The organism is Cryobacterium sp. Sr3 (assembly GCF_004402835.1).
GTDB lineage: Bacteria > Actinomycetota > Actinomycetes > Actinomycetales > Microbacteriaceae > Cryobacterium > Cryobacterium sandaracinum.
In genome coordinates, this window is the sequence record NZ_SOFA01000037.1 from 1 (window position 1) to 12,488 (window position 12,488).

At 62.1% G+C, this 12,488-nt stretch carries 13 protein-coding genes and 3 pseudogenes; 10 read left to right on the top strand and 6 right to left on the bottom strand.

The window, feature by feature from the left end; translation table 11 throughout:
• Nucleotides 1–138: 138 nt before the first annotated feature.
• From E3N94_RS11285 to E3N94_RS17510, 6 genes and pseudogenes are all read left to right on the top strand, one after another.
• Entirely contained in the window at nt 139–426 is a 288-nt protein-coding gene (locus tag E3N94_RS11285; protein WP_166790099.1) for a hypothetical protein, read from the top strand.
• A 555-nt stretch (nt 427–981) separates the two neighbouring features.
• Nucleotides 982–1,353 (top strand): cupin domain-containing protein, encoded by a 372-nt coding sequence (locus E3N94_RS11290; protein ID WP_134570254.1) that lies wholly within the window; start codon nt 982–984, stop codon nt 1,351–1,353.
• 286 nt (nt 1,354–1,639) lie between these two features.
• Nucleotides 1,640–2,008 (top strand): annotated as a pseudogene (locus tag E3N94_RS11295) (recombinase family protein); the annotation flags it as partial.
• A pseudogene (locus E3N94_RS16595) lies at nt 1,953–2,360 on the top strand (IS3 family transposase); the annotation flags it as partial. The pseudogenes E3N94_RS11295 and E3N94_RS16595, both read left to right, overlap by 56 nt.
• A 26-nt stretch (nt 2,361–2,386) precedes the next feature.
• Nucleotides 2,387–2,782 (top strand): ATP-binding protein, encoded by a 396-nt coding sequence (locus E3N94_RS17505; RefSeq protein ID WP_277870682.1) that lies wholly within the window; start codon nt 2,387–2,389, stop codon nt 2,780–2,782.
• The gene (locus tag E3N94_RS17510) at nt 2,691–3,077 is read left to right on the top strand and encodes an ATP-binding protein (protein WP_277870681.1); all 387 of its coding nucleotides are present in this window, start codon (nt 2,691–2,693) and stop codon (nt 3,075–3,077) included. The genes E3N94_RS17505 and E3N94_RS17510 overlap by 92 nt, the downstream gene beginning before the upstream one ends.
• A 171-nt stretch (nt 3,078–3,248) precedes the next feature.
• Here the strand turns inward: E3N94_RS17510 and E3N94_RS11305 are convergent, their stop codons facing one another.
• The 5 genes and pseudogenes from E3N94_RS11305 to E3N94_RS11325 form a co-directional block, all read right to left on the bottom strand.
• On the bottom strand, nt 3,249–3,911 hold the full coding sequence (locus tag E3N94_RS11305; RefSeq protein WP_134570255.1) for a VTT domain-containing protein: 663 nt from the start codon (nt 3,909–3,911) through the stop codon (nt 3,249–3,251).
• Nucleotides 3,912–3,971: 60 nt separating this feature from the next.
• Nucleotides 3,972–4,769: a hypothetical protein gene (locus E3N94_RS11310; protein ID WP_134570256.1), complete on the bottom strand. Its 798-nt coding sequence runs from the start codon at nt 4,767–4,769 to the stop codon at nt 3,972–3,974.
• Between the two features lie 116 nt (nt 4,770–4,885).
• Nucleotides 4,886–5,884, bottom strand: coding sequence for a HAMP domain-containing sensor histidine kinase (locus E3N94_RS11315; RefSeq protein ID WP_134570257.1), 999 nt, complete (start codon nt 5,882–5,884; stop codon nt 4,886–4,888).
• 11 nt (nt 5,885–5,895) lie between these two features.
• Nucleotides 5,896–6,570 carry a response regulator transcription factor gene (locus E3N94_RS11320; protein ID WP_134570258.1) on the bottom strand — a complete coding sequence of 225 codons (675 nt, stop codon included), beginning with the start codon at nt 6,568–6,570 and terminating at the stop codon, nt 5,896–5,898.
• 369 nt (nt 6,571–6,939) lie between these two features.
• Nucleotides 6,940–7,245, bottom strand: a pseudogene (locus E3N94_RS11325) (hypothetical protein); the annotation flags it as partial.
• Nucleotides 7,246–7,393: 148 nt separating this feature from the next.
• Between E3N94_RS11325 and E3N94_RS11330 the strand changes: the two are divergent.
• The 3 genes from E3N94_RS11330 (at nt 7,394) to E3N94_RS11340 (ending at nt 10,465) form a co-directional block, all read left to right on the top strand.
• The gene (locus E3N94_RS11330; RefSeq protein WP_134570260.1) at nt 7,394–7,825 is read left to right on the top strand and encodes a hypothetical protein; all 432 of its coding nucleotides are present in this window, start codon (nt 7,394–7,396) and stop codon (nt 7,823–7,825) included.
• Nucleotides 7,826–7,909: 84 nt separating this feature from the next.
• On the top strand, nt 7,910–8,419 hold the full coding sequence (locus E3N94_RS11335) for a hypothetical protein (protein ID WP_174776132.1): 510 nt from the start codon (nt 7,910–7,912) through the stop codon (nt 8,417–8,419).
• A 621-nt stretch (nt 8,420–9,040) separates the two neighbouring features.
• The gene (locus E3N94_RS11340) at nt 9,041–10,465 is read left to right on the top strand and encodes an alpha-amylase family protein (protein ID WP_241986154.1); all 1,425 of its coding nucleotides are present in this window, start codon (nt 9,041–9,043) and stop codon (nt 10,463–10,465) included.
• Nucleotides 10,466–11,138: 673 nt separating this feature from the next.
• Here the strand turns inward: E3N94_RS11340 and E3N94_RS11345 are convergent.
• Complete coding sequence (locus E3N94_RS11345) at nt 11,139–11,606, bottom strand: SRPBCC family protein (RefSeq protein ID WP_134570261.1); 468 nt, start codon at nt 11,604–11,606, stop codon at nt 11,139–11,141.
• A gap of 144 nt (nt 11,607–11,750) precedes the next feature.
• On the opposite strand from E3N94_RS11345, the gene E3N94_RS11350 reads away from it, so the two are divergent.
• Nucleotides 11,751–12,206, top strand: coding sequence for a GNAT family N-acetyltransferase (locus E3N94_RS11350; RefSeq protein WP_166790100.1), 456 nt, complete (start codon nt 11,751–11,753; stop codon nt 12,204–12,206).
• Nucleotides 12,207–12,488 lie beyond the last annotated feature (282 nt).

The window sequence follows — 12,488 nt, forward strand, 5'->3', positions numbered from 1 at the left end:
ACGCCTCACCCTCGTCCCGACCGAGAAGGAGGAACCCGCAACCGAACTCGGCGCCCTCAGCGCCTAGAAATCCAAGAATCACGCGGCAAACGCGTTACACCACACATTTGGACTTGACCCGGATTTGTTTCCTCTGGGGTGGCTGTCGCGTTTCTGGTTGGCCTAGTCGTCGTGCCGCGCATGGGCGCTTGGGCCTGTCTGGAGTCCTATCCAGTGCAATGCAGGATCGTGGAGATTAAGTGCAGCGGACTCGCAATTACCGGTGTCGTGCTGATAATCAGCGTCGCTTCTATCTTTCTGGCCAGCATGGCTGGCCGGCCCAAGATGCGCGCGGCAAGTATCGTTGCTGGCGTTGTCGGCTTAGCCATCGTTATGGCCTTCGGCGCAGAGTTGTCTTGGGCGGACAGCATCGAGCTGCGCTACTGACCCTGGCTGTTCAGCAACTCTTGACCCGAGCTGTATATGTGTCCCCTCTGCCGTTCCCCTCGCAGGAATTTCGTGATTTGCGGGCGCCTTGTACTCGACTACGACTTGGCCTTGACCGGTACGTTGGAGATACGGCGAAAATCGAGGATGATGGACACCCAGCCGAGGAATCTATCAGCCCGGCACCTCAGGATCCACCCTTCCAGGCACTGTTTCCCAACCTGGATCGAGTCTCACGATCCGCATTCCGAAAAGGAACGGATAGCCGTCGTCGAATCAATCGAGCGCTGCTGCTGCTGCTGCTGGTCGCAGTGGCCGGCATTACCGCAGCGCTGAACTTTGCCAGCGTCGTCCTCTGACGACTCTCCGGCCGCTGTAACAGTCCACTTCGCATCGACAGCAAAATTTGCTTGCCCCGCAAGACGTTCGGTAAACGGGCGCTGGATGCTGTTGAAGGTCTGGCGAAGCCGGCCCAGGTTTCGTCGCCCTATGTCCACGCAGCGCGGTGTCTGTATTCCGCGAACGTTCGCTGTGAGCCGCGGTTACCATGACGGTATGCAACCGAAGCAGCCACAGTCGTTTGATTCCCGCCTCATCCCATGGGAGACGGTTTACGACGACGGCACGAAGTCCGCAACACTCGTCGGCTCTCGTGAGCCAGGCTACATGTTCACCTACGCGTTCTTTATCCCCGCGGGCGTATTCGACGCCCCGCACCACCACATCGCCGACGCGCACCTGCACGTGGCCTCCGGCGAACTCATGCTCGGATACGGCACCTCTTTCATCGAGGGTGACGCGGATCGATTCCCGGCGAGGTCGTTCTTGTTTGTGCCAGCTCACGCGATCCATTTCGACGGGGCCGAAGAGGACACTGTACTGATCGGAACAGCGACCGGGCCATGGAACACGCAGTACTGGTCCTGAGAGCAACGGTTGCGACCGTTGGGCACCTGCCGCATCAAGACCCTATCGTCGCATTTAGAGACGGGCAGAGTAGACAAATGCCGGTCGATGAGGCGATCCGTGCGACCGGCGGAACGGTCTGATCACCACTGTTGAAGGATCGGCTTACGTGCGTTGGGGTGACGTTCAGCGCTGCGAAAAGGCGGCCATTTAGCGCCGCGATTCACATTCGAGACCGTCCCATTCCTGGATGCCCCACCCGAGAAAATGCTCGGTAAAGGGGGGATAAACGGTACCCGACAGAAGCATGACCTGCATGCTTATCGGCTACGCACGCGTATCCACCAACGACCAAGACCTCACCGCCCAAAAGCACGCCCTCGCCACCCTCGGCGTCTCACTCCAAAAGACGTTTACCGATCAGGGCCTTACCGGAACTAACCGGGCCTGGCCAGGTCTTCGCGAAGCGTTAGCCGCCTGCCGAGCCGGCGATACCCTCGTCGTGACCAAGCTCGGCCGGCTGGCACGGTCGCTTCGCGACGCGAAAGACATCGTTGACGATCTCACCCAACGTGAAGTGAAGCTCAGTATCGGTGGTTCCGTTCATGAGCCCACCGATCCGGTCGGCAGGCTCCTCTTCAATGTGCTCGCGATGGTCGTTGAATTCGAGGCCGATCCAGATCTACGCGCAGCTGCTGGACGAGGGCGTCTATATAGCGTCGATCTCAACGATCTACCGGATCTTGGCCGAGAACAAACAGGTCAAGGAACGCCGCCGCTTGGCCCGCCACCCGCCGTGGGCGATCCCGGAACTGGTAGCCACCGTCCCCCGGCTCGTGTTCTCGTGGGATATTACAAAGCTGCCTGGCCCGATCAAGGGCAAGTACTACGACTGCTACGTCATGATCGATATCTACTCCCGCTACATCGTCGGCGCCGTGGTCCACGCGTCTGAGTCCGCGGTCCTGGCCGCGGAAATGATGACGGAAACCTTCGGCATCCACGGCACCCCGCAGGTCGTCCACGCGGCGTTGCGACCCGGCTGGAGGAACTAATCCAGGACGAAGCCAACGACCCCCTCACCCCCGAGCAGCTGTTCCTCACTGCCGTCGACGACGCGTTGGAGTCCCGCCGCATCAATAAGGTTGACAAACTCATCCGCCAGGCCGCGTTCCCGATCTCGGGAGCGACCGTCGCCGAAGTCGACTACCGCGACGGACGCAGGATCACCCCGGTCAGAATGCGACGCTATGCCGCCCACGACTGGCGCTCCGATGTGACAAACCTGCTCATCATCTCGCCCACCGGCGGCGGAAAAACCTACCTCGCCTGCGCGCTGGCCATCGGCGCCTGCCACAGTGAGCACTCGATCCTCTACTTCCGGATGGACGACCTCACCGAAGGCCCGTCATCGCCCGCGGCGACGGCATCGCCCACCAGAAGCTGTTGAACGAGCTCTCCAACATCGACCTGCTCAACATCGACGATTCCTCACCGTCGGCATCGACAGCGACGCCGCCAGCGACCTGTTCGCGATCCTCGCGAACCGCGAACACCGGCTCCCGACAATGATCGCCTCGCAGACCGGGCCCGCGCACTGGGTTGCCGAGCTGCCCGACCGGGTCGCGGCAGACTCGATCGTGAACCGCCTCGCCAACAACGCCCGGATCATCAACCTCGGCCAGATCGACATGCGGAGGCACCGCAACGACCAAGCCCGCGCCCACGAGACCTACTGGGAATGAGACCGGAGCGGCCCGGGCACACAGCGCCCGGGCCACTACCACCTCGTCAGAACCGCGCTACCAATTACGTGGACTGGCGCTACCATCAAGCGCTACTCGCCACGTATCGATCCGTCCAAGAGATCACGATGAGAAGGTGTACGGTCATTTGCTCAGGGTCAGGCGAAAAAACTACACCCGAGAAGTCTGCCGACGTGCCGCCACGGTTTTGATAAGTATTGGCACCACAGACACGACGACGATTCCGATCAGGACGAGATCGATGTAGCGCGCCGCGAATGCGGCAACACCCGGGATATGAGCGAGGCCGAAGCCCAGAAGCACGACCCCGGTCGTCCACAGCCCGGCGCCGAGAATGTTGAACATCGTGAAGACGCGTCGGGGCATTGTGCCGATGCCTGCGGCCACGGGGGCGAAGGTCCGTACGACGGGGACGAAACGCGCGATTGTGACGGCCGCCGGACCGGAGCGGTCAAAAAAAGTTTGGGTCCGAGTGACGCTCTCGGGGCTAAACAGGCCCGAATCGCGGCGGTCGAAGATTCGTGGGCCCGATGTGCGACCGATGAGATAGCCGAGTTGATCCCCGAGCACGGCCGACGCGGCAATCGCTGGAATGACCACCCACAGCGGCTGGCCGACAACACCGCTGAAGGCGAGCACGCCCGTAAAGAAAAGCAGCGTATCGCCGGGCAGGAAAAAGCCGACGAGCAGGCCGGTTTCCATGAACACGATGGCACAGACAACAGCGAGACCCCAGACGCCGGCGCCGGCGATCACCGATTGCGGATCGAGCATTCCGGAGGTGGACAGCGCGGAAATGGTCGTACCGGTCATGGTCGCGCACCCGTGCTCATCGTTCTGTGCCTTCCTAGTAATCGTTGGCGCGGCGCGCGATCACGCGGTTGGCTCAAGCTGGGCATCCGCTTTCTTGGCGCGGAGGGTGAGTACGATCACAAGAATTAGAATTACGGAAAGGAACAACACGCTGGTGCCTGTGGTTCCGAGGCCGAGTCCGCCGTCGGCAAAGGGCTGGGAGAGCAGGTCGCCGGTCGATGCGCCCAGTGGGCGGGTCAGGATGTAGGCGATCCAGAAGGCGAGCACGGCGTTGAGTTTGAAGACGAAGTACGCCACGCTGACCACGGCGATGGCCGCGGCAAAGACGATCAGGGCCACGAAGAACCCGAGCTGGAACCCCTCGGCGACGAGGTCTCCGGCCGCTGTTCCGAGCGCGAACGTGAAGAGAACCGCGAGCCAGTAGAACATTTCGCGGCGGGTTGTGAAGATGGAGTGGATGGAGAGCGTCTTCTCCAAGCGCGCCCACACGGTGAAGGTCGCAGCCAATGCCACGGCGAAGACAAGGGTCGTGATCCACAGAGGCACACCGAGGTTGTCGGTGAGGTTGTCGGTGATGAGGGTGCCCACGACGCTGATCAATACCACCGCCAGCCAGTAGACGGCCGGAGTGTATTTGCGCAGTCGGAACTGCACAACGAGTGCGATGGAGAGCAAAACGGCCATGATGACCGACGTGATAGTCAGGCCGAGTCCGAGGTCAACGTTCAGGAAATCTGCGGCGGTCTCACCCACGGTGGTCGCGAGTACTTTGATCACCCAGAAGATGAGGGTCACCTCGGGGACCTTGTTTAGCATGCCCCGTGATCGTGAAAGGGTGTCGGGCAGTGTTGACGTCATGGTCGGGGCTCCTCTATTGGGTTGATTGACCAGTGAACCCAATGGTCTCTAAGACTTCTCTCAGAAAAGAATTCGGGGTCAACGTCATGTCGACGAGCCCTGACAATGGCGAGGGTTTAGGGCCGTCGCTTCGCGCGGGGTACTGCAAGCATGATTGCTGTGCCCTGTTCGGAACTGTTGACCACCCTTACTGATCCGCCGTAGCGCACCGCGATGTCCCGCACCAGGGAAAGGCCGATGCCAAAGCCCGTCCGGCTTTCGCCCCCGCTTGCGTTGACGGCCGCGTCGGAGTGCGCAAACCGATCAAAAATGCGCGCGGGGTTGATGCCCTGTATGCCTGGGCCGTGGTCCCGCACGGTGATTATCACCGACTTTTTGGTCACGTCTACGGCGACCGTGACAGCAGAACCTTCCGGCGCGAAGCGGAGCGCGTTATCCAGCAGGGCCACGACGCATCGGGTGACGCTCGGTGCTGGAGCGTATGCGATGGCGGGGCCTCGGGCCGTGTGCGCGATGGTGACTTTGTTTCCCACTGCGATGAGTTCCATGGATTTCACGGCAGCAGTGACCGCCGCGTTTACATCCGTGAGAATGTTCTGTTTCACCGCCGCATCGCTGATTTCCGCCGATTTGAGAAGGTCATTCACGATGTGAATGAGGTCCTTCGTGTCGCTCCGTAGTTTCGCGACTATGGGAGTGGATGCGTCGTTCTCGGTCAGGGAGCGCTGCAGGATTTGAAGGCGGGCATCGAGTACCGCCAGCGGTGTGCGCAGCTCGTGGCTTGCGTCGGCCACGAAAGCCCGCTGAATGCGCAAAGCCTCGCCCAAGGGTTGTACCGCCTGCCGAGTGACGAGCCAGCTCAGCACCCCGGCAAGAAAAATCAGCGTGATACCCAAGACTGTTGCAGCACGCAGTAGCCCCACCGCGCTGACCTGCAGATTGTCTGTGTCCGGCATCGGTTCGAACAGCTCGGCGGCCGAGATTTCGGACAGGATGTAAAGAAACACTGCGAGAAGGGCGAGGGCGACAACAGCCGTGCACACGAGTGCTAGCCGAGTCCCGACGATGCGTGAAGCGCGACGAATCGCGAGGATATCGCTGTCGATGATGGACACGTCCCGGCGGGTCACAGTTGCCCCAAACGGTAGCCCTGTCCGCGAACGGTGATCACGATGTCATTGTCAGTTTTGCGTCGGAGATAGTGGACATAGGTGTCTACCGTTCCGGCGGTGTCGGCGACGCTGAAGACGGCATCTAGGATTTGTTTTCGTGAGAACGTGCGGTTGGGGGCTTCCGCCAAAAGCTTCAGCAGTTCGTTCTCCTTAGGAGTCAGCAGGATGCGCCCGTCGTAGGGCGAATAGATCGTACGGCTGTCCGGGTAGTACTCCCATCCGCCCACCTGCACTGGTCGGCCCTCACCGGTGAACACGCGACAAATGGCGCGCAATCGGGCGAGTAGCTCGTCGAACTCAAACGGCTTCACCAGGTAGTCGTTCGCCCCGCTATCGAGCCCGTTGACTTTATCGCGGGTAGTGCCCAACGCCGTCAGGACCAGAATCGGGGTCGTGACGAGTTTGCGCCGGAGGGCCTCAACAACGGCCAGTCCGTCGAGGCCCGGCAGGCGCCGATCAATAACCATCACCTCAAACTCACACGAGAGGCCCGCGGCGAGCCCTTCCACACCGTCGGCGACCAGGGTGACGTCATAGGTCTCCGTCAGGACATCTGCAATCATTGGCCCGAGTTCGGGGTCATCTTCGATAAGCAGCAGCCGGTCGCGCACGCCGATCTTAGGGGGCATCCAATGCTCCTCTGTTGGCGGCAGCATCGCGGGTGCTGACATGCCGTTTGGACCAGTGTGACATCACCAGCGGCCCCGCGGCGTCGACCAGCGCAACAGGGGAGATCGAGTACATGACAGCCGCCACGACGTCCGACGGATATTGCACCCCAAGTACACCCGGGAGCACCACGACTGCCGCTGTCCCTACCAGGAATGGGCGCCACCAGTGCCCGGCAGCGGGGACGATGAAGCCGAGCATGAAGCAAGTGGCAAAACTGGTGTGCCCGCTAGGTGTTCTTCCTATCCCCAAAGGGTGGCGTGGATACGGAGCGGGATGGTGAGTCTTTTATTGCCAGGGAACGAGTTGCGAGCCCGAACGCCGGACCCGTACTGGGACATCGGCAGCCCCATCCCGGACCGTTGCACCGGGGTCCGGTCGAGGAGGGACGCGTCGGAGAGGATGACGCTACACAGGTGAACACTGATGTGCCGGGGGAGCCGGTCGAGCTTCGTGGTGAGGTCCACGAGTCGGTCCAGCTGCTGCGACTCGTGCACCTGCGCGGCGAGTTCGGCGAGCTCTGGTTTCTCCTCAAGGGTCCTGCGGAAGTCGCGGGCGTTGAACCGCCACATGTGCTTGGCGATCGACGCGACCTGGTCCTCGGGCACGCCGAGTGCGAACCCGGCGACTCGGACGACGACCCGCCCCGGTGACTAGCCGGTTAGACCATGCTGTCCCTGACAATGCAACAGCTTTTTCTGTGAGAACCCACATAGAGCCTGTGTGCGACGTCTGGAAGCGTAGAGTCTGTCCTAATTCTTTCTGGCCTTCCACAAGGGAAATATGTCCACCATTACGCAGAAAACAAACACCGAAACTGTGGCTGATAACAGCCGCTTAATCGTCGTGACTCGGCGTATCGTGGTCGGACTTGCCCTTGCCTGCCTTGCAGCAATCCACATCCTTGACATCCCTGGCAAGTTCGCCGAAACTCCCTACATCGCTGGGATGTATTTGGCGCTAATCGTGGCAGCTTTTGTGTTGATGGAACGCCTCTTTGCAACAGGGACTCGGCGCGACTTCCTCGCTGCCGCGGCGCTATCGACGTCCGTTATCCTCGGCTTCGTCATCAACCGCACGGTTGGGATGCCGGGTGCGATGGACGACATTGGCAACTGGCTCGAGCCGCTCGGGCTTTTGTCGCTCGTGGTCGAGACCTTCATTGTCTGGCAATCCATCGCCGCGGTCGTGGGAATGACGCGTACGTCCCGTTAGGAGCGCGCGTCAGAAACGCCTATTCGACGTTGATCCGACAAAGTCCGGGCCAACGCTGGATGTGCGCGCCGAAGCGCTGCTTTGATGATCGCCGCGGATTCGACGTCGGTCGTTCTGGCGCCGATCGAAAGTGCCGCGAGATGGGCGCTCGTCCCCGTCAAGAGCGACAAATCAAGCCGAAAGGGACTCGGCGCCGTCGCAGCACGCCTCGACGCCGTCCTCGGAGTGAACCCCACCCTCGACCTCCTCGGCGTCGTCCTGGTCGACGTAGGCGCATCCGCCCACGTCGTCCAACGAGAGGCACGCGAACACATCGCCGAGCTCTTCAACGCCGACAACAACGTCGTTTTCACCGCTACCGTCCGCCACAGTGAAGCGACGGCCCAAGCCACGCGAGAACGAGGGCTTCTGGTGCATGAACTCGACGCACAAGTCCGGAAAGGACCGATGTGGTACGAGATCCGGCGTGGTGACGCTCAAGCACAGACACTGGCACCACGCACGGCATCCTCAGTCGCCGACGACCTGCAGGCGATCACCCAAGAAGTCATGGCCAGGATCACGGCCGCAGAGAATCAGGAGGCCCTCGCATGAGTGACGACACACTCAACAGGCAGATCGGTGGCCTAACGCCGCGCGCAGGGACCCAAGACTTGAGCCGGCTCCAAGCCAGAAACTGCCCCGGACCCAAACCAAAAACTGCACAACAGGCCGAAGCCGCCAAGGTGGTCAAACCATTTCTGGAGGTGCTTCAGCTCCAATCGCGGGCCCTGATTCCTCGCGGCGGGTGCTCCAGCATCCTGCGGAATGGTGATGCTCGCTGGGGTCTGGGGTTTCACTCGCTTCCCGTTGGCGCGGTAAATGGCCATGTAGGTGCCGGGTGTGGGATAGATGAAGCGCTGGAATCCGTCCTTGTCTGGTCGGCCTTTCGGCTTCATCGCCTCCGGACTCGTCTTTCGGGCGACTTCCGACGAGGGTGAGAGCACCCCTCGCCGGCGTTCCGGAAGGATTCCACCAGCCTTCGGGCGAGTATTAGGGGGCTGGCGCACAATTCCTCGGCATGCGCTTGCACTATTGCAAGCGCTTGCAGTAGCGTAACTCGAGGGTCCAGTACCTCGTTTACCGGGTTCCGCTTCCGCGGCCCGCTCGCAATCGCCCGTTCCCAATGAAGCGCGTCGGCGTGGTCCGCTGGCGCGCGCGACAAGGAGTTTCATCGTGCGCAGATCAATCCGTCCGTTGTTTGCAGCGGTGGCCGGCCTGGCCCTCGTCCTGACCCTGAGCCTCGATGTAGGAGTGACAACGCCCCGGGCGGATGCGAGTCCGCCGGGTGCCAAGGATGTCACGGCGACGCTCTTCGAGTGGTCCTTCGCATCGGTCGCCCGGGCCTGCACGGATACCCTCGGTCCCAAGGGGTATGGATTCGTTGAGGTCTCGCCGGCCCAGGAGCATATCCAGGGCTCGCAGTGGTGGACCTCCTACCAGCCGGTCAGCTACAAGATCGCCGGGCGACTCGGCAACGAGGCCGCCTTTTCGAGCATGGTCAGCACCTGCCACACCGCCGGTGTCAAGGTCGTGGCCGACGCGGTGATCAACCATATGAGTGCGGGTTCCGGCACGGGCACGGGGGGCACTGTCTACAGCAAGTACGACTACCCGGGCTACTACCAGAACCAGGACTTCCACTCCTGCCGGACCCCGATCACCAACTACAGCGACCGCTCCAACGTACAGAACTGCGAGCTCGTCGGCCTCGCCGATCTCAACACGGCGAGCACCTACGTGCAGTCCACCATCGCGGCGTACCTCAACCACCTCAGCGCCCTCGGCGTCGACGGTTTCCGGATCGACGGCGCCAAGCACATGGCCGCGGCCGACCTCTCCGCCATCAAGGCAAAACTGACCAACTCGAGCGTCTACTGGGCGCAGGAGGTCATCGCCGGCGGGAACGAGGCGGTCCAGCCGGGCGAATACACCTCGACCGGCGATGTCGACGAATTCCGTGGGGCCTTCGACCTCAAACGCATGTTCACCAGCGACAAGATCGCCTACCTGAACACATGGGGCGAGTCCTGGGGCTACCTCGCGAGCAACAAGGCGCGGGTCTTCGTGGACAACTGGGACACCGAGCGCAACGGCTCGACCCTCAGCTACAAGGACGGCAACACTTACACGCTCGCAAACATCTTCATGCTCGCCTGGCCCTACGGCTCGCCGAACGTGTACTCGGGCTATGAATTCACCAACACGGATGCCGGCCCGCCGACTGGCGGCACGGTCAACGCCTGCTACAGCGACGGCTGGAAGTGCCAGCACGCCTGGCGGCAGATCGCGAACATGGTCGCCTTCCGCAATACCGTGACGGGCACCTCGGTGACGAACTGGTGGTCTAACGGCAACAACGCGATCGCCTTCGGTCGGGGGAGTGGGGGCTTCGTCGTGATCAACCACGAGGGTGGCGCGATCAGCCAGACGTTCAAGACCTCCCTGCCCGCAGGAAGCTACTGCGACGTCCAGCACGGCGACCCCGGCGCGGGCGGCTCCTGCTCGGGCCCAAGCTACTTCGTCGCCGCTGACGGAACCTTCACCGCGACCGTGGGCGCCGGCGACTCGATCGCCCTGCACGCCGGAGCCCGCACGTAAGGGGATAGCCGACGCCATAACTAGGGCTTCCGCGGCCTCGATGACTGGCCAACACCGACGTGCATTCCGTCTCCACGTGGCGATCGCGATGTGCGTTGAGGGCCGCCCCGACCAGTTCGTCGCGATCGTACGCGCCAAACACGCGAAAGCGCCGGTTCCAGAGGTCTCGAGTGGCATCGACATCCAACAGCTCGTGCGGGGTGGCTGGCGTGAATGGGTACTCGGTGTTGTTTGTCTTTTCCAGCTCATACAGATCGGCCGAGGAGGTCACAGTCAATTAGGAAATGCTGAGTCCGGCAGCCTGAACTCGCGAGAGCGCCAGGCGGAAGTTCGACAGATTTGGCGGATCCGCCAGTTCAAGCCGGGCACTCCAAGATCGGCCGCCGACAGTGAACCCTCGTGCCTCCAAGCCCTCTCACTGTGGATCAACGTCTCGCAACACCAACGATCACCGCAACGACGAGTGCCGAAGGTGCCACGTGGAAGGAAGGCGTCGTGGCTCTGGCGGCTCGTTTGCGTACTCCAGCGGGTGGGAGTAGCTCGTCGTGTGCTGCTGTCTCCCCAGCGGCCCTGTCGCTGCGACCTCCCGACCGCACCGCTGGCAGCATCTGGCGAGGCGTACGCCGTGCAGGCGGGGGTCTCGGCGTCCGGTCAGGACGTGAGCACCGTCCAGTCAAGCGCGGGCGTAGCGCAGCGCAAGTTGGCGCAGGGTGGCTTCGATGCCGGCGGCGTTCTTCCGAGGAAAGCCGAGCAACTCGAAGACTTTGCCCTGCATGGCTGGGACGGTGCTGTAGTCGAACGTCTCAGTGACGCGCGTCGACGTGGGCGTGAGTGGTGTGAGTTCCCAGCGCCACCGGTGGCCCGCTGGGTGACGCCATTCCAGAAGCCGACCGTCCTCGAAGCGCGTCACCGTGCTGGTGATGCGATACGGGATGCCGAACTGCTTCATCGCTACCGAGAATTGTGCGCCCTGGCTGAGCCGCTCCGGACCCGACACCGTTCCGCGGACGGTGCCCGAGCCGTCCAGCTCACCGTGACGGTGCGGATCAGCCACCAACGCGAAGACGTCGTCGGCCGAAGCCGGCACCTCGACAGTGCGCGCGACTTGGCGCGGTCCTTGCTCAACCTGTTCGACCGTCATGCTCGCTAGCCTAGGTCGTTCCCAACCGCCACTCCCCCGAAACTTCAGGACCTCGGTGACTTGGCGCCGAATCTGCGTCCGTCGAGGTCCGGCCTGCGGACAGCCCGCAGCTCAGTGTCGCCGAGATTGGGAACAATGGTCTTGATGACGAATTTAGATTTAGCGCCAGATGTTCGCCTTGCATTCTCACCTCTGACTCCTGACGATCTCGAATCAGTTTTTGGCGTCTTCAGCGATCCCGACACGTGGCGGCACTTGCCCGTGGGTCGTCACAACACTCGAGAGCAGTCCAGAAGGATCGTCGACGACGCCATCAAGAGCCGGCGAGAACATGGCATTGGTCAATGGGCGGTTCGTGTGGGCGACCGGGGATCGGATGATGCGCTGAGAGCTGGCACGTTCGTCGGTACGGGTGGAGTGAACATGACTCCAGCGCCCGTCTGGAACCTCGGGTACCGTCTCTCCCCGGCGACGTGGGGGCGAGGTTTCGCGACGGAAATCGCCATTGCTGCGGTCGTTGCCGTCCGAGCACAAAGTGACTCGGTTGCGATCACGGAATTTGTCAAGGTGAGTGAGGCCAGCGTGAGTTTAGGCGGCTAGTTTCGGCTCTTCTTCCTGAGCGGCGGGTTTGTTGATCCAGGCCGCGTCGGAGGTGGCGAGGATCTTCGGCTCGCAGCTGGTGCTGAAGCGCTCGGGTTCCCGCCTCGTAGGCGGCGAGGTGGTCAAGTTTCTGCTTCGGCGTGAACGACCGCCGGGGCGTGGGGCCGCCCGCGCGCGGGTCGGGACTGCTGTTGTTCAAGGAACTATCGTCGCGCACGGCGATCAACGATGGGCTGGACATAGTGGGACTTCCTGATCGCCCTACGTCAAACGGCGGACTTG

Bases quoted from the DNA above. Each gene is read 5' to 3' on its own strand.
- E3N94_RS11330 (WP_134570260.1), top strand. From the start codon at position 7,394: ATGTCCACCATTACGCAGAAAACAAACACCGAAACTGTGGCTGATAAC.
- E3N94_RS11310 (WP_134570256.1), bottom strand. From the start codon at position 4,769: ATGACGTCAACACTGCCCGACACCCTTTCACGATCACGGGGCATGCTA.
- E3N94_RS11335 (WP_174776132.1), top strand. From the start codon at position 7,910: ATGATCGCCGCGGATTCGACGTCGGTCGTTCTGGCGCCGATCGAAAGT.
- E3N94_RS11350 (WP_166790100.1), top strand. From the start codon at position 11,751: ATGACGAATTTAGATTTAGCGCCAGATGTTCGCCTTGCATTCTCACCT.
- E3N94_RS11305 (WP_134570255.1), bottom strand. From the start codon at position 3,911: ATGACCGGTACGACCATTTCCGCGCTGTCCACCTCCGGAATGCTCGAT.
- E3N94_RS11345 (WP_134570261.1), bottom strand. From the start codon at position 11,606: ATGACGGTCGAACAGGTTGAGCAAGGACCGCGCCAAGTCGCGCGCACT.
- E3N94_RS11320 (WP_134570258.1), bottom strand. From the start codon at position 6,570: ATGCCCCCTAAGATCGGCGTGCGCGACCGGCTGCTGCTTATCGAAGAT.
- E3N94_RS11290 (WP_134570254.1), top strand. From the start codon at position 982: ATGCAACCGAAGCAGCCACAGTCGTTTGATTCCCGCCTCATCCCATGG.